Genomic DNA, 20,610 nt, shown 5'->3' with positions numbered 1-20,610 from the left:
AATGACAAATTTAAAGAATTTTACGACCAGTCAGAACTTCTCGCACTTCTAGCATGGCTGAGTAGGTAGGTAGAATATGCAAAGTTTCATTCTCTGGTGTATGCTCTAATGCAGTTGCGATCGCTTGTCGCAAATCTTCTTCGACAATTAAATTTAAGTTGCTCTCAAGGGACTTTTGGCTGTAACGTAGACGTAGTGCCATATCGTAGACGCGATCGCCACTCACTACTAAAGTCCCGCCTCGTTCGACTAATTTCTCGGTATCCACATCCCAAATCCAGGATACATCAGTGCCATCGGGTGTGCGATCGTTCAAAACTAGCAGTGTGGTTTTATCTGTGCTTTGAGTAACTACGCGAATGGTTTCATTCGTTCCCACAGGATTTTTTGATAACAATATTCGTACTCGTTTACCATTGATTACTAAATCTTCAGCCCGACCAAAAGCAGCTTGGAAGTTGTTAATAGTATCTCTGATTGTTGCTTCATCAACTCCTAACTCAATAGCCGCAGTTGCAGCCGCCAAAGTATTATATTTGTTGTATAAACCAACCAGAATTTGCGACCATTCACCACTTTCGAGAGTCGGTTTACTTTTACTAAAACCACACTTAGGACAAGTAAAATCTCCCAAATGAGACAAATAAACACCCTTGTAATCTAGAGAATGTCCACATTTGGGACAATAGATAGAATCAACAGCGTGAGGAATAGCTTCTAGATAATGTTCTGGTTCATTCAAGCCAAAGAATAACACCCGTTGAGGTAACTGCTGACCGAGATTAGATAAAGTTGGGTCATCAGCATTAGGAATTACCACCGTTTCTGGTGGTAGTGTAGAAATAACTTTTGTCCAACGCTTACTAATTGTGTCTACTTCGCCGTACCTATCAAGTTGGTCGCGGAACAAGTTTAAACAGAGAATGATTCGCGGCTGGAGTGGTGCTAATACTCTTGGTACAATATTTTCATCAACTTCCAAAATGGCGTAATCAGAATTTAGCGTACCTAGTAAGTTGGCGCTTTCTAACAGCGCTGTCATCAAGCCATTTTCCAGATTTGCACCTGTAGAATTATGAGTGACACGAAAACCTTTGCGTTCTAGTATTGTGCATAAAAGCAGCGCTGTAGTAGTTTTGCCGTTAGTACCAGCAATTAAAATCACCCCATTTTTAACTTGCTGACTCAATAATTGTAAAAGTCGGGGTTCAATGCGACGAGCAATTGCGCCTGGTAATACACTACCAGCACCTAGACGGAGCGTAGGCGCAGCCCGTCGAAGACATTGCACAATAAAGGTTACACTCTTTGCCACTGACACTGCGAAACCCAATCGCAGCCTATCTATGAATTGTATTTTGTTTCCCACATCTGTACCCTAGTCTTCTGGCGGTTGCTAATTAAAAGTGCAAATTTAATCTTGTGAGTTTAGCGAATCCTGGCTGAAAAAGCCAGTATTCGCAATTTTGAATTTTAGACTTTTCTGCGGAACGCTACGCGTTGCTTGCTTCCCCGGAAGGGTACGGCTACGCTCAGTCGAATGATTTTGGATTGTTGCGCTACTTTACCTCTGTTTTGAATTCTGCGTAGCGATACCAGCCACTTGCGAGAGATAATCTCAGTAGGCGTTATCTTAAAAAATAGTGCGTGGGCGTAATTACATATCCAGCCCAGTTGGCCAAATTCAGCACAAACTCACAACAAGTAGTAGCTTGCAAGGTTCCTTTTGATGAATAGCACAAAGTTTCTTTTTTTACATAAACAAATTACTGGCTGGCGAAGGTGGTTGTCCAAATGCCTGTTGTTGCTTGTAAGTCTTTTCATTATAAGTATGCAACCTGCATCTGCTGGTCTTAATAATGATTTATATGATGGCAACATCTTTGTCGTTTATGCTGGCAATGGTTCATTGGTTCCTCCCAGACAGACACTCGCACAGACTTTAGCGGAACATAAACCCGTATTTTTGGCTTTTTATCTGGATGATAGTAGCGATTCTAAAAGATATGCCATTTCCATTTCACGGGTACAGGAATTCTATGGTCGGGTAGCAGAGATTATGCCGATTAATGTAGATACTATCCCGCCTAAAGAGACCTACGACCCTACAGAACCAGGATATTACTTTGCTGGGAGTGTTCCTCAAGTCGTGGTGTTAAATAAATCAGGTGAGGTAGTTTTGAATAAAAAGGGTCAAGTAGCTTTTGAAGATATAGACGATCAATTTCGTAAAATCTTTGATTTATTACCACGCACTGAAACAGCACAGCTAAAGCGGCGAGCCTTTAACGAGTTTAGTAGTGAGTTAGCTAAGTAACTTATGGGGTAGACCAATTTGGTCTGCCCTAATTTTTAGTTATATCTGTTACTACGTTGCCGCCGATGTCAAAGCATAATATTGAAATATCTGTATTCGCAAATGAGGAAATTAATCCATAGTCTATAGTCCGTAATCAATGCCCATTGTCCAATAATTAACTAGAGTGTATTCTGATGTCAAAGGTTTACACCACCCAGGAACTAATTCAAATTTTGGCAGCCGAACGCCAAGCTTGCCTCAAAGGAAAGCGCTTAAAGTTAGAAATAAAAGTCTCTGGCAATCCTGTAATTGACCAGTTTATCAGAACTGATGGGTTGCAACAGTTTACTGCCTATCAAGATTTTAAAACTGCAATTCACGAGTATCAGAAAGAAAATCGAGTTTCCGGTATTATTTGGCGAGAAGTGACAGTTAAAGGAAAAAACTTGCACTATCCCGAAATAGATACTGAGTTAATTGCCCTCAATGGTGACTTAGAGATATTAAAAGCCGCTAAAAATTCTATCGTAGAATTTTGGTATGAAGTCACTATAGGAATGGATTTATACTTGAGTTTCAATAATAGTAAACAACACCAACAAATTGTCACATCTGATGTAGAGAGAATTGTTCAAAGAACAGAGTGGGCAAGTTTGTGCAAGTGGGAAAATTCTAGCTTTTTGGAAATGATTTTGCAGTTAGGATGGGGTAAACCAGAAGAAGCTTATTATAAACGAGGAAGACCGCGATCGGGTAGTGAATATATTCATGCAGTCAATCCCGGAAATCGCCCTATTGGTTGATTGATGTGTTGGGTAGCAATACTGAAAACCACGACAAAATGACGGATAAAATTGCGTTTACTTTGCTTTCTTAATAAGGCACTCTATCTGTAACAGAAATTTTAACTGTACAGATAAGTAGTAGCATGAAAGTACGCGAAGTGAGCAAACGACTAGAAGCTAATGGTTGGTATCTTGCTAGAACTAAAGGTAGTCATCGACAGTTCAAACATCCTGATAAAGCTGGTACTGTAACAGTGGCTGGTAAGCCAAACGTGGATGTGCCAATTGGTACTCTGAAAAATATCTGGAGACAAGCTCAATTGGAGGAAGACTGATGCGTTATACAGTTGTGATTGAAAAGGGAGCAACTAGCTATGGTGCTTATGTCCCTGATTTACCAGGTTGTGTAGCTGTGGGTGAAACTTTAGAAGAAGTCAAGCAGATGATTGCAGAAGCTATTGAATTTCATATAGAAGGAATGCTAGAAGATGGTTTACCTATTCCTAAACCTACAAGCATTGCTCATGAGGTTGAAGTTGCAAACTACAGCAAAATATAATTATAAAAAACTACTAAATTAGCACTAAACAATCCTTCTAGATATTTTGTAAAGTTAACGTGAGTTCGACAAGTCTTATTTGACCTCTCCCCCAACCCCTCTCCGTGTCGGAGAGGGGAGCAAAAAGCTGAATTTTTCGTTGCTCCTCCCTTTCTGTTTCCCAGAGGGGGCTGGGAGGGAGAGGTTCATCGAATTCACGTTAAAGTTAGTTTTGGAAGAAACACCGGGCGATTGGAAATCACGGCTATACAGACTAAACCCGCCTGCGCGGGTTTTATAGAGTCCGCGCAGGCGGACGAAAGTTTGTATAGCCCCAGACTTCACTTCTCTTCGCGTAGCGTGCGCCTTAGCGCAGGGCGATCTGCCAAAACGGGATGCTCCCCTTTAGTGCTTAGAAAACAAGGACTAAAGTCCTTACTACGAACTTGTTAAGAAACAATGCTTATCGACTTTGAACTATGGACTCTTTACTAGAGTTTTCAAGTTCTGGAAGTTCTACTCTGGCGGGTTTCCAACCACCTGCCCAAGCAAGACATAGATGACGGAAGCGATCGCCCCGCACCTCAAAATTCGGGTACTGGTCGAAACTTGCACAAGCTGGAGATAGCAATACTACAGGCGCTTGATACTGCTTGGCTAATTCTGCCGCCTTGGGAACTGCCCTTTCCATAGTTTCCACAATATGGTAGGTATGATACCCCACCTCTCGCAGACGTTTGGCAAATGCAGGTGCAGCAGAGCCAATCAATAACACAGCAGCAGCTTTGGTTTGAATTTGTGCTAACCAGGCAGTATCATCACCTGCTTTCGCTTCTCCACCAGCAATTAAAATTGCTGGACTGTTAACAGATGCTAAACCTACTTCAGCCGCATCATAGTTGGTAGCTTTGCTATCGTTAATGAAATCAATACCTTCCCATGTGCAGATATGCTCCAAACGATGGGCAACACCAGGAAATTCCCGAACTGCACGTGCGATCGCATCACGATTAATTCCTGCTAATCTTGCTGTTGCTACTGCCATCAAAAGATTTTGCTGGTTATGTTCTCCCACCATTCGTAAACTAGATACTTTCACAATCGGTTCTGGTGTCGAGGTTGCAGTCAATTTTTCTACAACCCAGCCGTCTTCAATGTAAAAGCCTTTTTCGCTAATCAGAAAATCTTTTCCTTTGACACTTGTCCAATAGGCATCAGGCCAAGCACTTAAACCTAACTGGCTCAAGTAGGCATCATCGCCATTGAACACTTGCAACTCAGACTGACGTAATAACTTGGCTTTGATATTGTAATAGTTCTCTAAAGTCTGATGGCGACTAAGATGATCCGGCGTGAAAGTCGTCCAAACACCGATCCGGGGAGCAAGAGAACTCGAAGATTCTATTTGATAGCTGCTAACTTCCGCAATTACCCAATCGAGTGAAGAGTGAGGAGTTAAAAGTGAGGAATTATCAAATGCCTCCCCTGCCTCCCCTGCCCCCCCTGCTCTTTTCCCCCTCTGGGATAGAGCAACTTCACAAGCGGCGTAGCCAATATTACCGCAGGCAGGTGCATTTAATTCTGCTGCTTGGAAAATGGCAGCAATTAAAGCTGTGGTAGTAGTTTTGCCGTTAGTGCCGGTAATTCCTACCCAAGGTAGCGATTGTAAATTTCGCCAAGCGAGTTCCATTTCGCCAATGGTTTCAATACCTAATTGGCGTGCCTCAACTAATACGGGAATATCCCAAGGCACGCCAGGACTAACGACTATTAATTGGGGTAAATTAGCACCATTCAATTCTAGGGATTGTCCTAGTTTAACGGTTATTTGCTCGGCAGCGAGTTCTTGTTGTTGTTCTAGGAGGGTTTTGGAGGTGTTGCCATCACTCAGCTCTACCTCCCAACCTTCCCGTTTCAACAATCTCGCCGCAGCAACACCGGACTTTCCCAATCCAATAACAGTAGCTTTGGACATAGATTGCAGCAGAGTGTCCCTGGTTAAGCACTCCCTATAGTAGCGTTTCTTGGCAAAAATTACACAAGTTTTTGTTGACCTACGCTACAGATTTTTGACGATCGCACCGAAGTCAGCTAAAACACGGGCATGATTGCGAACTAGTCCCAGCAGATGTAGTCGATTACGCTTGACTTCTGGATCGGAATCCATAACTAAAACGCTATCTGGACCATCAAAGAAGTTACTAACTGCCGGAGCAATTTTTGCTAGTGCTGCTACTAATAGTTGATAATTTCGGGTCTGTTGTGCTGCTTGAGTTTGCGGTACTGATTCGATTAGCGCATTATACAAAGCGATCTCAGAGGGCTTTTGGAATAATTCTTGACGAACTACGGTTATTGGTTCTAGCTGTTTTGTATCCAAATCACCTTGGGCGGCTAATCGTGTGGAACGGTTAACGGTTTCGTAGATGTTATCTAAGGTACTATCGTTGCGGATTTGTTGTAAGTATAAGGCGCGATCGCGTACATCCAATAAATCTTTTAACGTCCGTTCTGTGTATTCTGGATCGTTTTCTCCCAAAACTGCATTTACTAAGTCGTAATCAATCTGCTTTTCTTCTTGTAGTAAAGTGCGGATGCGTTGCAAGAAGAACTCTTGTAATGCTGTGGTTAATGACGCCCCATCTTTGTGATATTTTGCTGCAAAGTCTGTTGCTATCTGCTTCAATAAATCATCTAAATTTATCGGCAAGTTATCAAACCAAACAATTTTAACTACAGCATTGGCTGCACGGCGCAAGGCAAAGGGATCAGAGGAGCCAGAGGGAATTAAACCTAAACCAAAGATACTCACTAAAGTATCTAATCTATCTGCCAAACCAACAATTTTACCTGTGAGTGTTTCAGGTAAAATATCACCGGCTCCCTTTGGCAAATAATGTTGATAAATTGCCTTTGCTACTTCGGCATCTTCACCGCTGGCTAAGGCATATTTTTCTCCCATAATGCCTTGTAATTCGGGGAATTCATACACCATTTGTGTTACCAAATCTGCTTTACATAATAAAGCAGCACGTTGGATCCTTTGGCTTTGATCTTCCGCTAATTCTAATTGACTGCTAATTTGCTCGGCAATTGTAACTATTCGATCTACCTTGGCACGCACCGAACCCAATTCTTCTTGAAAAGTGACTTTTTCTAACTGGGGTAAAAAGCTATCTATTGGCTTAGTTAAATCAGCATCGTAGAAAAATCTGCCATCAGCTAGTCTGGCACGAATTACCCTTTCATTTCCGACGGCAACAATATCTGATTTTTTGGGATCGCCGTTAGAAATGGTGATGAAGTTTGGCAATAATTCTTGCTCAAAACTCCCTGGTTTGAATACAGGAAAATAACGTTGATGAGTAACCATGACTTCAGTAATTACCTCAGTTGGTAATTCTAAAAATTCTGGTTCAAATTTACCAACAACTGCAGAAGGATATTCTACAAGGTTGGTTACTTCCGCTAACAAATCGGGGTAAATTACTGTATACCCACCTAAATTCTCTGCGACTGCATTTACTTGCTCTTTGATCAGATTTACCCGTTCTTCTGGGTCAACGGTGACATAAGCAGACTTGAGGGCAGTAACATAATCAGTAGCTTGGGCAATTGTCACAGGTTCAGGATGCAAAACCCGATGACCTTGAGAAATGCGATCGCTCTGAATCGTTTTAGAACCATTCACTAATTCTAAAGGCAGTACTGTCTCATCTAACAAAGCTACCAGCCAACGAATTGGTCGGGAAAACCTCGCATCCCCATTCCCCCAACGCATCAACCGCTTACCTTCTAAACCCCAAATCCACTGGGGAACAAGTTCTGTCAAAATTTCCGCCACAGGACGACCGCGAATTCTTTTTTGCACAAAGACAAATTCCCCTTTGTCAGTGGGGCGAACAGACAGCGCATCCAGTTCCACACCTTGCTTTTTGGCAAAGCCTGCTGCTGCTGCTGTTGGCTGACCATCTTTAAAGGCGGCTTGGGCGGGGGGCCCTTTAATTTCTTCTTCTCGATCTGGTTGCTGCGATGGTAGACCTGTAATCAATACCGCCAGCCGCCGGGGAGTACCGTATATCTGGACACTTGCGCCCTTGAGGCTGTTTGCTTCCAGGCTTTGGGGAATGCGTTCCTGCCATTGCACTAAAGCATCACTGAGAAAACTTGCAGGTAGTTCTTCTGTACCAACTTCTAATAGAAACCCAGGCATATAACACTGTTTTCAACTTTGCGTAGCTCAACTTTATCAGTTATTCTCAGCCGATCGCTCGTGATTTTTAGCTGAATCATAGACTTGACATTTTATGCAAAACTTTATAAAACAAGTACTTTTCTTCATAGATTCATTACATTACATCTTGTATTTTATGCGGTATTTACGGATATATATTTCTATCGTAAGCTTAGTGTTGATTGATGCATTGATATATGCATCATCACAATCAACTTTGGAGTTATGACCATGAAAAATATTTTCGCCAAAATCACCGCGATCGCAGCAACCAGCGTTGCGATCGCTGCTGGTGCTAACAACCCAGCCCAAGCTATTGAATTAAACTTTAACTGGCAAGGTGATGCTGGTTACTCTGCAACAGGTTCATTCAGCTACGACGAAACTACAGCACCAACAATCATTTCAGAACTTGGTAGTGGAGCCACCAACTTTTTACAATCCTTGAATGTCTCCTTCTTAGACCCATCTAAAAATCTTCTGGGAACTTATAACACCGTTAGTGGTGGAGTATCAGAATCTAACTTCTTCGCTTTCAATTTTAATACTTCCACTCACACATTGTTTGGCCCCTTTGATGTCGCCGGAGGGACGGGTGTAATTGGAGAATATTTCTTTCAGGGAACGGTTGGCGACTCTTTGTTCTTACGTCAGGATGTCGATCAACAGGGAACGTCAACAACACTAGATCAAAATTCTGGCTCTATTCAAGTGTCCAAAGTCCCAGAGCCTACTTCTCTCTTGGGTTTGCTAGCATTTGCTGGTTTGGGTGTAGGTTCAACTTTCAAGAAAAAGCAAGCCTCTTACTAGAAATTAGGGCTTTCTAGTCAAAGCTTGCCAAATTTACTGAATCTCTATTCTAGCCCTACTAGTTCAGTTAACTAGTGGGGTTATCATATAACCTCATTATAAATATGAGTGAAAGAAAAATTTAGAGACGTAGCACTGCTAAGTCTATACAAGGATTTTAGATAACGCATATTTAATTTTACCAAATGTCTATTAGTTTGTCATCAACACTTTTACAACGTTCAGTGCTGAGTGAAATTAGTTTTACTTTTACCTCAGCATTTATAATTCAGCACCTAAGACTGTTTTGGTCAGTGCTTTTGAACTACTTAAAAAGTGGGATTTTGTTTAATGAATACAATACTGATAACTTGGTTAAGAATACTTCATGTGCCAGTTGAGAAGGCGGAATGAGGGTTATATACATAGTAGGAAATATAATGTTACAATTCTCCAAGTATAAATTGAGGCATTAGTTCGGAGATAAACAGACCAACTATTGTCATAATCACCAGAAAATAAAGTCTATATTTATCAATAGTCTAACCTGTGTATACAAAGTCATATTTTGATTTTTCAGTGTTTTATGCAGGACAAAAATTCTCTGTTGAAAACCACGAAGAAAATTTCTAACTAATGTTTAACACATTTTTTTTAATCAAACAATTTAACCAATCAAAATACAGCATTTGTAAATAAATGAGGTAACAAAATGCAGGGATACAAATCAGATATAAATAGTTTCTATCTCTGCCTCCTGCTTCCAAATCAGTGGCTTTGTACTTCATGCAAAAAAATGCTGTAAATAATAAAAATAGCAGCCCCACTGGCTATTAATAAGTAATCTGCTCGTCTCATGCTCTCTTCACAAAATTCACAAATAGTTCATGCATATTCTAATTTATTCCTACAACTATCATCCAGAGCCAATTGGAATTGCTCCGTTAATGACTGAATTGGCAGAAGGACTAGTAAAGCGAGGTCATAAAGTGCGAGTGATTACGGGAATGCCCAACTATCCTCAGCGCGAAATTTACGATGGGTATCAGAATAAGTGGTATCTTACAGAACAAAAAAATGGCGTTACAATTGCGCGAAGTTACGTCCGTATTAAGTCTAAACCGAACCTCGTAGATCGGCTGTTATTGGAGTTGAGTTTTGTTTTCACGAGCTTACCCCAAGCCATTAAAGGTGGGCGACCAGATGTGATTATCTTAACAGTCCCACCGCTACTAGGTACGTTACCAGCAACAACATTGGGCTGGTTATACAACTGCCCAGTAGTTCTAAATGTGCAAGATATTTTACCAGAAGCTGCTGTGCGTATCGGGCTATTAAAAAACAAGTGGATGATCCAAACTCTTGCAGCTTTAGAGAAATTTGCATATCGAACTGCACACACTATTAGTGTGATCACTGATGGGTTTCGTGAGAATTTAGTCAATAAGGGAGTACCTGTTAATAAAATTGTTTGTATTCCCAATTGGGTAAATGTAAATTTTATTCGCCCGTTACCGAAACAGAGCAACTCCTGGATATCTAGCCATCAACTCAATGGGAAATTTGTAGTACTTTATTCAGGTAACATTGCTCTAACGCAAGGTTTAGAGACAGTAATTGAAGCAGCCGTTTGTTTACGTCATATCAAAGATATTGTCTTTGTCATTGTTGGCGAATCAAGAGCATTGCAAAGGTTGCAGGAATATTGTCTATCAAATGGAGCAGATAATGTTTTGCTACTACCGTTACAGCCGCGAGAAAAACTACCTGAAATGCTAGCAGCTTCTGATGTCGGGCTAATTGTGCAAAAGCACAATGTGATTTCGTTCAATATGCCTTCAAAAATACCACTGTTGTTGGCGAGTGGTCGCCCAATTGTGGGTTCAGTTCCCGCCACTGGTACTGCTGCCAAAGCCATCGAACTCAGTGGTGGTGGGATAGTTGTTGAGCCAGAATCACCCCAAGCAATGGCCGCTGCGGTACATGATTTATATGCTAATCCGGCTCTAGCCAAGAAGCTAGGTAACACAGGAAGACAATTTGCCGAAGAAAACTATTCCTTAGAGCAAGCGCTCGATCGGTATGAGTGGCTTTTTTCTCATATTGTTACCAACCGAAAATCAACTGTGGGGATTTTACCGAAATTCGATTCTAAGAAATCAGTTGTGGATGGTTGAAGGGGATTGAGGATGTATCACTCATCAGCTACACAAACAAAACCCCGATTGGGATCAATTAAATCACCCATTCGGGTGAGTTAAAGATCAACCGATCGGGTGAACTAACTGTAGGAAGTTGAGACTGCTCAAAAATAGGAATCTAGAGAACACTGGCTGATTGCACGTCGTTCTTGGTGAGGATAACTTGATGAAACTCGCAACTTTGATTAAGACAGCTGAATTAATCAGCGTAGGCGTATACTCCTGTAAAGAAGCAAAGCTACGCGTAGCGTCTCGTAAATCAGGCATCGCTCCAGACTTTTTTCTTCCTTAAGATCAGTATTCACTAATACTTAAGGGCGATAAACTCATCTGTAACTTATACCAATCTCGTCTGCTATGTGGTTATAATGCAAGCAAGCGCTTGCAAACACTCATAGAGAACTTAGCGTCAAGTACGGCACAAACTTATGCACCCTTGATCTAGTCAGCAACTAAGGTATTTGCAACGGCAAGTTTAACCACGGCGACAACGCGAGAAATTGCTCGTGTTGCTGCGGTCAATGAGGTAACTTTATTTCGTCATTTCCAAAACTGAAAAGCAACTTAGCTTGCTCCAATTACCGAAGCGATGCCTTAGGCGGGCTACCCCTACGCTTTACAGACCGAAACTTTAGCTGCAACAACATGAACCGTGCTTTCTCTCTGAGCTAAGGCACTGGGTTTTTACTGACTAACAAAAAACTATAAATTACACTTTAAGAAATTGAACGGAGTTAAGTAATATACAAATTAACCATAATGTGTTGAACAAAATTGCTTCATTTTAGGTGCTAGACATCGTGAGCGATCGCCCAAATACCCAAACATATTTGTCACCAACATAGAGAAAAAAGGGCTAAAAAACTATTCAAATAATGCTTTTTTAGCGAAGAGTAGATTGCCCAAGTCTAAATCCACAAGACGAGAAAACGAAGATGTCCCATTCTGAGTTCCCTGACTCTCCCTTACCGATTGAAATAGAACAGCCTGCTGTTAATGATTCTAGTCAAGAGTCGCAACAATTGCCACAGCGATCGCCTAAGCCACCTCAAAAACGTCGTTGGCCGCTACTATTAGGAATCCTCTTATTAATTGGAGGTGTAGGTTTTGGTTGGCGCTGGTGGCAAACTAGTAATGCACCAGCGGCTGAAGCAAATGCCGGTCAACCTAGAGCAGTTCCGGTCAAGCTAGCAACTGTGCAAACTGAAACTGTTCAAGAAAGTTCGGAGTTTATTGGCTCCTTAGAGGCTCCACGTTCAGTAATCATCAAGCCACAGGTTGAAGGACGAATTACCGATATTTTCATCCAAGAGGGCAACCGCGTTCAACAAGGACAAGTCATCATTAGTCTGCAAAGTGATAATGTCCAAGCTCAATTGTTACAGGCTAGAGGCTCACTGCAACAAGCCCAAGCACGTCTTGCTGAACTCAAAGCAGGTACACGACAAGAAGAAGTTGCCCAAGCTAGAGCGCAGTTAACCCAAGCCCAAGCTCGCTTTAGAGATGCGCAATCGGGATCGCAACCAGAAGAAATTGCTCAGGCTGAGGCTCAAATTCAGTCAGCTAAATCCGATGTGGAACTAGCACAGTCACGCGCCAAGCGATATGCACAATTGAGAAAAGAGGGAGCAGTTTCCCAAGATACCTTAGAAGGATATGTCAAAGAACAGCAAAGTGCTGAAGCTGCCCTGGTTGTAGCCCAGAAACGCTTAGATCAACTCCGCCAAAGCAGAAGATCGAGTGTTAATGAGCTAGCTGGTGCTTTGGAACAACAGAAACAAAACTTAAGACAGCTAGAAAATGGTTCGCGTCCAGAAGAAATTGCCCAAGCGCGATCGCAAGTAACTCAAGCAGCTGGACAACTCCAAGCCGCTCAAGTCCAATTGCAATACACAAAAGTTCTGGCACCTTTCACTGGCATTGTTGGTGATATTCCCGCAAAAGTGGGAGATTATGTGGAAAAAGCAGATCAACTGACTACACTCACCAGAAACGACTCTTTAGAACTGAATATTTCTGTTCCCGTAGCTGAAGCCAGAAAGTTACGCTTGGGCTTACCTGTGCAAATGCTGGATGTCCAAGACAAACCCATCGCAACCGGTAAAATCAGTTTTATCTCCCCAAATGCTAGTTCCGATTCGCAGACAGTTTTGGTAAAAGCCAACTTTGGCAATTCGAGAAATCGACTGCTTAATCTTCAGTCAGTGCAAACCAAAGTGATCTGGAACGAACGTCCAGGAATTTTAATTCCAGTTACAGCAATATCTCGCTTGGGTGGAGAGACTTTTGTGTTTGTGGCGCAAGCGCCGCAAGAAAAGTCTAAACCTGGAGCGCCAGCTTTAGTAGCTCAACAAAAACCGGTGAAATTAGGAGTTATTGAGGGGAATAATTATCAAGTTATCGAAGGACTAAAAGCGGGGGACAAAATTGTTGTTTCCGGCATTCTTAACTTAACCAATGGCGCTCCCATTACTCCTGAAACAGAAGAAGTTGGTAGCCAGAAGCCTTAGCTGAAGAAGGAAGATGAGGGCACAGGGGCAGAGAAGCAGGGGGGAAATAACCAATGCCCAATGCCCCATGCCTCATGCCAAATACCAAATACCCAAAGCCCAATTTTTAAACTATGTTTGTTGACTTCTTTATTAAGCGGCCAATTTTTGCGTCGGTATGTGCGATCGTCATCCTTTTAATCGGATTAATCAGTATTCCCACACTACCGATCGCTAGATTCCCAGAAATTAGTCCCACTCAAATTAGTGTAACTTCCAACTATAGCGGAGCTAGTGCAGAAGTCGTAGAAAGCGGTGTGACAAATATCTTAGAAAGGCAAATCAACGGGGTTGAGGGACTAAGATATCTGACTTCTAGCAGCAGTAACGATGGTACAAGTACCATTACAGCCACCTTTGATTCATCACGGGATAAAGATATTGCGGCTGTGGATGTGCAAAACCGTGTTTCTGTTGCCCAACCACAACTACCAGAGAGTGTGCAACGCACGGGAGTTCGGGTATCAAAAGAGTCTAGCAACATTCTCTTGGCAATTGGTTTATACGCTGAAAATAAAGAGTACGACAACATATTTTTAAGCAATTATGCCGACCTTTACCTAGCAGATGCCTTAAAAAGAGTCAAGGGCGTGAGCAACGCCCAAGTTTTTGGCGAACGTCGCTACGCAATGCGTTTGTGGTTAGATCCGAGTCGGCTTGCCAGTCGGGGACTAACGACTAAGGATGTAGCAAATGCCCTATCCGAACAAAACTTGCAAGTTGGTGCAGGGAGAATTGGACAAGAACCGGCTCCTGAAGGACAAAGATATCAACTGGATGTGCGTGCTGTCAGCCGATTAACAGAACCATCAGAATTTGAAGAAATTGTCCTGAAAACTCAAGATGATGGTACGTTAGTTAAGCTCAAAGATATAGGTAGAGCAGAACTAGGCGCAGAAAACTACAGTTCATTTCTGCGATTTCGGGGCAATGATGCTGTCGGTTTAGGGATTTATCAGGTTCCTGGCAGTAATGCCTTGGAAGTAGCCAAGGGAGTCAAAGCTGAACTGGTGCGATTGGCACCGAGTTTTCCGCCAGGAATGAAATATCAGGTAGCTTTTGACACAACATCCTTTGTAGAAGAGTCCTTGGCAGAAGTAGTCAAGACTCTGATTGAAGCGGTGGTGTTGGTTGTAATTGTAATTTTTGTGTTTTTACAAGACTGGCGAACCACTTTAATTCCTGCACTGACCATTCCGCTTTCCTTAATTGGAACGTTTGCCTTCGTTAAAGTTTTTAACTTTTCCATCAATAGTTTGACTTTATTTGGTCTAACTTTAGCATCGGGGATGGTAGTAGACGATGCGATCGTGGTGGTAGAGCAAATCAGCCGTTTTATTCAGGATAAAGGAATTAGTCCTCGCCGAGCCGCTAGTGAATCAATGGCGGAACTGTTTGGCGCAGTTATTGCCACTTCACTAGTATTGATGGCAGTGTTTGTGCCAGTGGCGTTTTTTCCGGGAACCACAGGCGCACTTTATCGACAATTTGCGCTGACGATCGCTTTCTCCATTGCGATTTCAACTTTTTTGGCTTTGACCCTAACGCCTTCTTTATGTGCGCTGCTGCTGCGTCAAGGACAAAAACCTTCAGGCTGGCTGGGTTGGATTTTTGACCAGATTAATCGGTTTCTTGACTGGGTACAGAATGGTTATAAGCGATCGCTTACCTTTCTAACACGCATCAAAGGTATTGTGATTGGGTTGTTTATCGTCTCCTTGGGAATGACTGCTTGGCTGTACACCACAGTACCAACAGCCTTTCTCCCAGACGAAGACGAAGGCTACTTCATCACAATTATCCAAGGGCCGCAAGGAGTTTCGCTGCAATATACCAGCGATGTGATTGCAAAGGTAGAAAAAGAAATTCTGCAAATTCCAGAAGTTCTAGGGACTTTTGCGATCGGTGGATTTGGTTTTAGTGGTAGCACAGCTAACAGCGGCATCATATTTACAACTTTAAAATCTTGGGACGAGCGCTCAAAACCCAATCAATCAGTACAGGCGATTATTGGCAGCTTGCAAGGGAAGTTATTGGCAATTCCAGAGGCCAGAGTTTTTCCTGTGAATCCGCCACCAATTCAGGGTTTAGGCAACTTTGGCGGCTTTGTATTTCAACTGCAAGACCGCAGAGGTAACAGTGGTTTAGCAAATCTAGTCCAGTCGATGGGTCAATTGCTGGGTAAAGCTAATCAAACACCAGGATTACAAGCTGTATTTAGCACCTTTGCCGCAGATACACCACAATTGCTTGTGGAAGTAGACCGCAATAAAGCTAAATCATTGCAAGTTTCCATAGATGATGTCTTCAGTACATTACAAACTGCTTTGGGATCTCAATATGTTAATGATTTCAATCTCCAGCAGCGCAATTATCGGGTGTATATCCAAGCAGATCAACAGTTTCGTTCCAACCCAAAAGATATTGGTAAACTATATGTTCGTTCTCAAAAGAATCAAATGATTCCTTTGAGTAACTTAGTCACAGTTACTCCGACTGTGGGAGCGCAAACGATAAATCACTACAATCTATTCCGCTCAATTGAAATTAATGGTGCCGCTGCCCCTGGCTCTAGTTCTGGAGACGCAATTAAAGCAATGGAAAAAGTTGCTAAAGAAGTTTTACCAGCAGGTTATGGTTATGAATGGTCAGGGACTGCATTAGAAGAAATCGATTCTGGTGGTTTAGCACCCCTGATTTTTGGATTAGGAATAATCTTTGTGTTTTTGGTACTAGCCGCTCAATACGAGAACTATGTTGACCCGTTTATCATTCTGTTATCAGTTCCCTTAGCTATCTTTGGAGCGCTTATAGCTCAATCAATGCGGGGTTTTGCAAATGATGTTTACTGTCAGATTGGTCTAGTAATGTTGATCGGTTTAGCTAGTAAGAACGCGATTTTGATTGTGGAATTTGCTAACCAATTACGAGACCAAGGGCTTTCGATGACCAAAGCAGTAATTGAGGCTTCACAAGAGCGGTTACGCCCAATTTTGATGACTGCTTTTTCTACACTCTTGGGGATTTTCCCCTTAGCTACTGCCACGGGTGCTGGTGCAGGAAGTCGGCAATCTTTGGGAACGGCAGTTTTTGGTGGAATGTTAATCGCTACTTTCTTAAGTTTGTTTGTAGTGCCAATTTTGTATATCGTAATTAAGACGACAACAGAGAGATTTATCAAACCAAATCGGCATCAAGAAATATCAGTAGAAGCTGCGTCATTGAATGGTAGCACTGCTGTATATTCAACAAAAGCTGAGGATTGAGTATCTTTCGTTATCGGTTGGAGCAAATCAATTTAGGGACTTGTAAAAATTCTACAAGGCCCTCAAAATTTCCATGTGGGCATGATAACAAACCAGAATGTATAGTACGAATGTACGCTGAAATCAAGACAATGGTAACAATAGCAGTCAATCCCTATCTCGATGGCAATTTTGCTCCAGTCCATAAAGAAATCACCACCGACCAATTACCAGTCATCGGTGAATTACCCCTTGATCTATCAGGGATGTTTGTGCGGAATGGCCCTAACCCTCAATGGACGCCTATCGGTCAATATCATTGGTTTGACGGGGACGGGATGTTGCATGGTGTGCAAATTAGCAACGGCATAGCAACTTATCGTAACCGCTACGTCCAGACAGCCGGATGGAAAAAAGAACGAGAAGCAGGTAAAGCTATCTGGACTGGGTTGTTAGAACCACCACAAATGGATAACCCCCACGGCCGCTACAAAAATACTGCCAATACTGCTTTAGTGTGGCACGCTGGTCAGATGTTGGCGCTGAACGAGGGAGGTAAACCTCACGCTATTAAACTGCCTGAATTAGAAACTATTGGTGAGTATAGCTACAATGGCAAGCTGGTTTCTGCCTTCACAGCCCATCCCAAGGTAGACCCCGTTACAGGGGAAATGATCTTCTTTGGCTACTCTTTGTTTGCGCCACCGTATCTGCAATATAGTGTCGTCTCAGCACAAGGTGAACTGTTGCGGACAGTGCCAATTGAACTGCCAATAGGCGTGATGATGCACGATTTTGCCATCACTGAAAACTACACGATTTTCATGGATTTGCCCCTGACTTTTAACCCAGAGCGATCGCAACGGGGAGAACCTGTAATGATGTTTGAGCGCGATCGCCCCAGTCGTTTCGGGATTCTACCACGTCACGGTGACAACAGTAATATCCGCTGGTTTGAAAGTCCTGCTTGCTACGTCTTCCATACCCTCAACGCTTACGAAGAGGGAGACGAAGTAGTGCTAATTGCCTGCCGCATGAGTTCTACAACTGTTTTGAGTTCTGATGATTCACAACCCGATCCAAACGCAAATATTCCCCGTTTGCATCGCTGGCGATTTAACCTCAACACCGGTTCAGTGCGTGAAGAGATGTTGGATGATGTCGCCTCGGAATTTCCCCGCGTCAACGAAAACCGATTGGGGCGACAAAACCGATATGGCTACACTAACAAAGCGGCAAACAGTCCCGTACCTTTATTTGACGGTATCATCAAATACGACTTCAGCAATGGAAAATCCCAAATACATGAATTTGGGCAGGGGCGCTATAACGGTGAAACTGTGTTTGCGCCGCGTCCTGGTGCAACGGCTGAAGATGATGGTTGGCTGATGACTTTCGTCCACGATGAGAATTCAAACACTTCAGAATTAGTAGTGCTGAATGCTCAAGATGTGATGGCTGAACCTGTAGCGCGGGTGATAATTCCCCAACGAGTGCCTTATGGGTTTCATGGTGCTTGGTTTGCCGAGGAATAGCTAAATGGGTAGTTAGAAATCGCGTCTACACAGACAAAACCCGCCTAAGCGGGTTTCAAATTCTTTGGCAGGTGAACTTGGTTTGTGTAACCGCGATTTCTAATCTCCAGGTAGAATCCTCTCTATTCCCGATCGCAAATTATTTTTCCCTATACCCCCCAGCATAGTCAATCACACAGATTGTTCTATATGATTTGTGAGTTCCATAAGCAACACCAGAAACTTTAAAAGCGCCGTTAAAAATGTTTTTTCGATGGCCGCGATCGCGCACACCATCATCAATAATTAACTGCATAACAATATCTTGAGCCGTATTTGGCCCATAACTGATATTTTCACCTGCGGTTGTTTGCCATTTACCATAGCGGTTGATGCGAGTAAATGGGTTGCTACCATCACTACCATCATGACCTATAGCACCTTTTGGGCCTTGGTCTTTTACGTGGTCTTTTGCTCCTAAAGACATACCCTTAGATGCACTCAAGACTCCTATAGGACGTGCTGATTTGAGAAATGCGATCGCTTCATCAACTGCTTTGACTCCTTCTTGAGTTCGCAAATAAGTATTATTAGAAATTTTGACTCGGTTCCCCTCAAAACGCTTTCTATAGTTTTCCAGAATGGGGAGGTATGCTTTAGGATTTGTTCTTACCTTATTGGTTTCAACAATTACCTGTTGTTCCAACGGTGAAAGGTAACTCGCCTTTGCTAATAAAGTTGGACTAGTTTGTTCAACTACTGCTGGGTTAGAGTTGGCTACAGACGGGTTAGATTGAAACAGTTGATCTGAGCAGCCGAATATTAAAACAATTGGCAAAAATACCCAAAATTTTATGCGACGCATCCATTACCTCACAATTTTTTTATGGATTAATTTAGTGAATTAGAAGAAATAAGAATTTTCAACGCACAGATAAGTCTGTAGACGCTTCTGCCGTTAGAAACGATATCAGGGCTTAAGTAAGTTTGCTAAACAAAGCGCAGATTAACGCGCCAATAATATTGATAAAGTTGCGATTGCCTTTGTTCCTAAAGTGTTACAATCTATCACTTAACACCTGTTGTAACATTGAAAACACTAAAACGTAAATAATAACAAAAATCTTTTTTACACTTTCAGAAACCAGCGTTGCCGATACATTAGAACACCAACAGCGCACCACAACAACACGGTGACTAAGGCAAATAACAAGGAACCATTCAGCACTCCCGCCCAAGATGCGAAAAAATTCTGGTAAATCCAATTGTAGGTACTGGGAGCGTCTTTACCAGTGCCAATAGTGGTTTTGACTAAAATTTTAATTAACAAAACCGATGCAACGAAAAGAGCGATCGCATTTAAGCCCATAATTTCAAAAGGCTTACTCCAGCGACGCACCAATCGGACTTCGATGAGTTCATAGCAAGCTGCTAGTAATAGTAACGCCCAACCTGTTGTAAATACTACATAAGAACTTGTCCACAGCTTTTTGTTAATTGGGAATGTCCACCCCCATGCCCAACCAATAATTAAGCAACCGACTCCAAATAATCCTAAACCGATACTTGTGCGTGACTGTACAGGTTGACTGCGTATCCATTGACCTGTGAAATAGCCAGCAAGGACACTTACTATCGCGGGAATAGTACTGAAAAGCCCTTCTGGATCTCCCATAAAGTTGAAACCATCACCTTTATATAAATGTGCTTTGGGAATAATCAGGCGGTCAACATAAGCGCCGAAATTACCTTCTCGTGTCAAAACTCCCGCACCATATTCTGGCACTGCTACATACATCATCGTTAGCCAGTAGCCAATGAGTAGCACTGCTGCTAGTATCCATTGACCTTTGCGCGGAAGGTTGAGAACAGCTAGGGAAGCCAGCAGATAGGTAAGGCTGATGCGCTGCAACACTCCCATAATGCGGATACTATTCAAATCAAAAGTCCAAATACCCTGATTCCAAAAGCCATTTAGTAGCAAGCCGAAGGCAAAGAGAATGGTGGCGCGACGCAATATCCGCCAGTAAACAGCTGAGGTTGGTTTATTGCCTTCGGTGTATTTTGACAGCGAGAAAGTCATCGCTACACCGACAATGAAGAGAAAGAAGGGAAATACCAAATCCGTTGGTGTGCAGCCATGCCAATCGGCGTGGGCTAAGGGAGGATATACATCATCTGCGACACCCGCCATATTGACGAGAATCATTCCAGCGATGGTAATACCGCGAAAAACATCCAGTGAAGTCAGGCGCATAGACGAAATTTTATGTTAGATGAGTATCTAAGTTACCCCGGTTGATGAAGGTAATCAAGCAAAATTTATAGGTCTTTTCATCAAGGTTCTTGGAACAGTTAGGGTTTCTGCCAATACCATACTTGTGCGAAACCAGAAGTACGCGATCGCACTTAGACCACAGTTTTAGCTATCCAAAAAGGATTAGTAGTACCAGAAC

General features: G+C 42.5%; 14 protein-coding genes and 1 pseudogene. 10 read left to right on the top strand and 5 right to left on the bottom strand.

Annotated features, from left to right (window positions below; translation table 11 throughout):
* Nucleotides 1-10: 10 nt before the first annotated feature.
* Nucleotides 11-1,369, bottom strand: coding sequence for a Mur ligase family protein (locus HWQ42_RS00985; protein WP_292808510.1), 1,359 nt, complete (start codon nt 1,367-1,369; stop codon nt 11-13).
* Between the two features lie 360 nt (nt 1,370-1,729).
* Between HWQ42_RS00985 and HWQ42_RS00980 the strand changes: the two genes are divergently transcribed.
* The 4 genes from HWQ42_RS00980 to HWQ42_RS00965 all read left to right on the top strand — a co-directional run bounded on the left by HWQ42_RS00980 (nt 1,730) and on the right by HWQ42_RS00965 (nt 3,643).
* The gene (locus HWQ42_RS00980; protein ID WP_292738028.1) at nt 1,730-2,317 is read left to right on the top strand and encodes a thylakoid membrane photosystem I accumulation factor; all 588 of its coding nucleotides are present in this window, start codon (nt 1,730-1,732) and stop codon (nt 2,315-2,317) included.
* Between the two features lie 176 nt (nt 2,318-2,493).
* Complete coding sequence (locus HWQ42_RS00975) at nt 2,494-3,102, top strand: hypothetical protein (RefSeq protein ID WP_292808508.1); 609 nt, start codon at nt 2,494-2,496, stop codon at nt 3,100-3,102.
* Between the two features lie 125 nt (nt 3,103-3,227).
* Nucleotides 3,228-3,419: a type II toxin-antitoxin system HicA family toxin gene (locus HWQ42_RS00970; RefSeq protein WP_292808506.1), complete on the top strand. Its 192-nt coding sequence runs from the start codon at nt 3,228-3,230 to the stop codon at nt 3,417-3,419.
* Entirely contained in the window at nt 3,419-3,643 is a 225-nt protein-coding gene (locus HWQ42_RS00965; RefSeq protein WP_292719064.1) for a type II toxin-antitoxin system HicB family antitoxin, read from the top strand. The genes HWQ42_RS00970 and HWQ42_RS00965 overlap by 1 nt, the downstream gene beginning before the upstream one ends.
* Before the next feature lie 442 nt (nt 3,644-4,085).
* Here HWQ42_RS00965 and murD read toward each other — a convergent pair whose 3' ends face one another.
* Nucleotides 4,086-5,597, bottom strand: coding sequence for a UDP-N-acetylmuramoyl-L-alanine--D-glutamate ligase (murD, locus tag HWQ42_RS00960; protein ID WP_292808504.1), 1,512 nt, complete (start codon nt 5,595-5,597; stop codon nt 4,086-4,088).
* An 84-nt stretch (nt 5,598-5,681) separates the two neighbouring features.
* A complete protein-coding gene (glyS, locus tag HWQ42_RS00955; RefSeq protein WP_292808502.1) occupies nt 5,682-7,835 on the bottom strand; it encodes a glycine--tRNA ligase subunit beta in 2,154 nt (717 codons plus the stop codon).
* A gap of 252 nt (nt 7,836-8,087) precedes the next feature.
* On the opposite strand from glyS, the gene HWQ42_RS00950 reads away from it, so the two are divergent.
* From HWQ42_RS00950 to HWQ42_RS00925, 6 genes and pseudogenes are all read left to right on the top strand, one after another.
* Nucleotides 8,088-8,666 carry a PEP-CTERM sorting domain-containing protein gene (locus tag HWQ42_RS00950; protein ID WP_292808500.1) on the top strand — a complete coding sequence of 193 codons (579 nt, stop codon included), beginning with the start codon at nt 8,088-8,090 and terminating at the stop codon, nt 8,664-8,666.
* 866 nt (nt 8,667-9,532) lie between these two features.
* Nucleotides 9,533-10,822: a glycosyltransferase family 4 protein gene (locus tag HWQ42_RS00945; protein WP_292808498.1), complete on the top strand. Its 1,290-nt coding sequence runs from the start codon at nt 9,533-9,535 to the stop codon at nt 10,820-10,822.
* A gap of 484 nt (nt 10,823-11,306) precedes the next feature.
* Nucleotides 11,307-11,402 (top strand): annotated as a pseudogene (locus tag HWQ42_RS00940) (TetR family transcriptional regulator); the annotation flags it as partial.
* A 379-nt stretch (nt 11,403-11,781) separates the two neighbouring features.
* Nucleotides 11,782-13,356 (top strand): efflux RND transporter periplasmic adaptor subunit, encoded by a 1,575-nt coding sequence (locus HWQ42_RS00935; RefSeq protein ID WP_292738014.1) that lies wholly within the window; start codon nt 11,782-11,784, stop codon nt 13,354-13,356.
* A gap of 113 nt (nt 13,357-13,469) precedes the next feature.
* The gene (locus tag HWQ42_RS00930) at nt 13,470-16,661 is read left to right on the top strand and encodes an efflux RND transporter permease subunit (protein ID WP_292738012.1); all 3,192 of its coding nucleotides are present in this window, start codon (nt 13,470-13,472) and stop codon (nt 16,659-16,661) included.
* Nucleotides 16,662-16,792: 131 nt separating this feature from the next.
* Nucleotides 16,793-18,175: a carotenoid oxygenase family protein gene (locus tag HWQ42_RS00925; protein WP_292808496.1), complete on the top strand. Its 1,383-nt coding sequence runs from the start codon at nt 16,793-16,795 to the stop codon at nt 18,173-18,175.
* A gap of 139 nt (nt 18,176-18,314) precedes the next feature.
* Here HWQ42_RS00925 and HWQ42_RS00920 read toward each other — a convergent pair whose 3' ends face one another.
* Both HWQ42_RS00920 and HWQ42_RS00915 read right to left on the bottom strand, forming a co-directional pair.
* Nucleotides 18,315-19,019, bottom strand: coding sequence for a CAP domain-containing protein (locus HWQ42_RS00920; RefSeq protein ID WP_292808494.1), 705 nt, complete (start codon nt 19,017-19,019; stop codon nt 18,315-18,317).
* 264 nt (nt 19,020-19,283) lie between these two features.
* A complete protein-coding gene (locus HWQ42_RS00915) occupies nt 19,284-20,411 on the bottom strand; it encodes an acyltransferase family protein (protein WP_292808492.1) in 1,128 nt (375 codons plus the stop codon).
* Nucleotides 20,412-20,610: the final 199 nt, after the last annotated feature.

It is taken from the genome of Nostoc sp. JL23 (genome assembly GCF_017115065.1).
Classification (GTDB): Bacteria; Cyanobacteriota; Cyanobacteriia; order Cyanobacteriales; family Nostocaceae; genus Nostoc; species Nostoc punctiforme_A.
The sequence above is the reverse complement of the archived record's forward strand: the minus strand, read 5'-3'. Positions and strand labels throughout refer to the sequence as shown.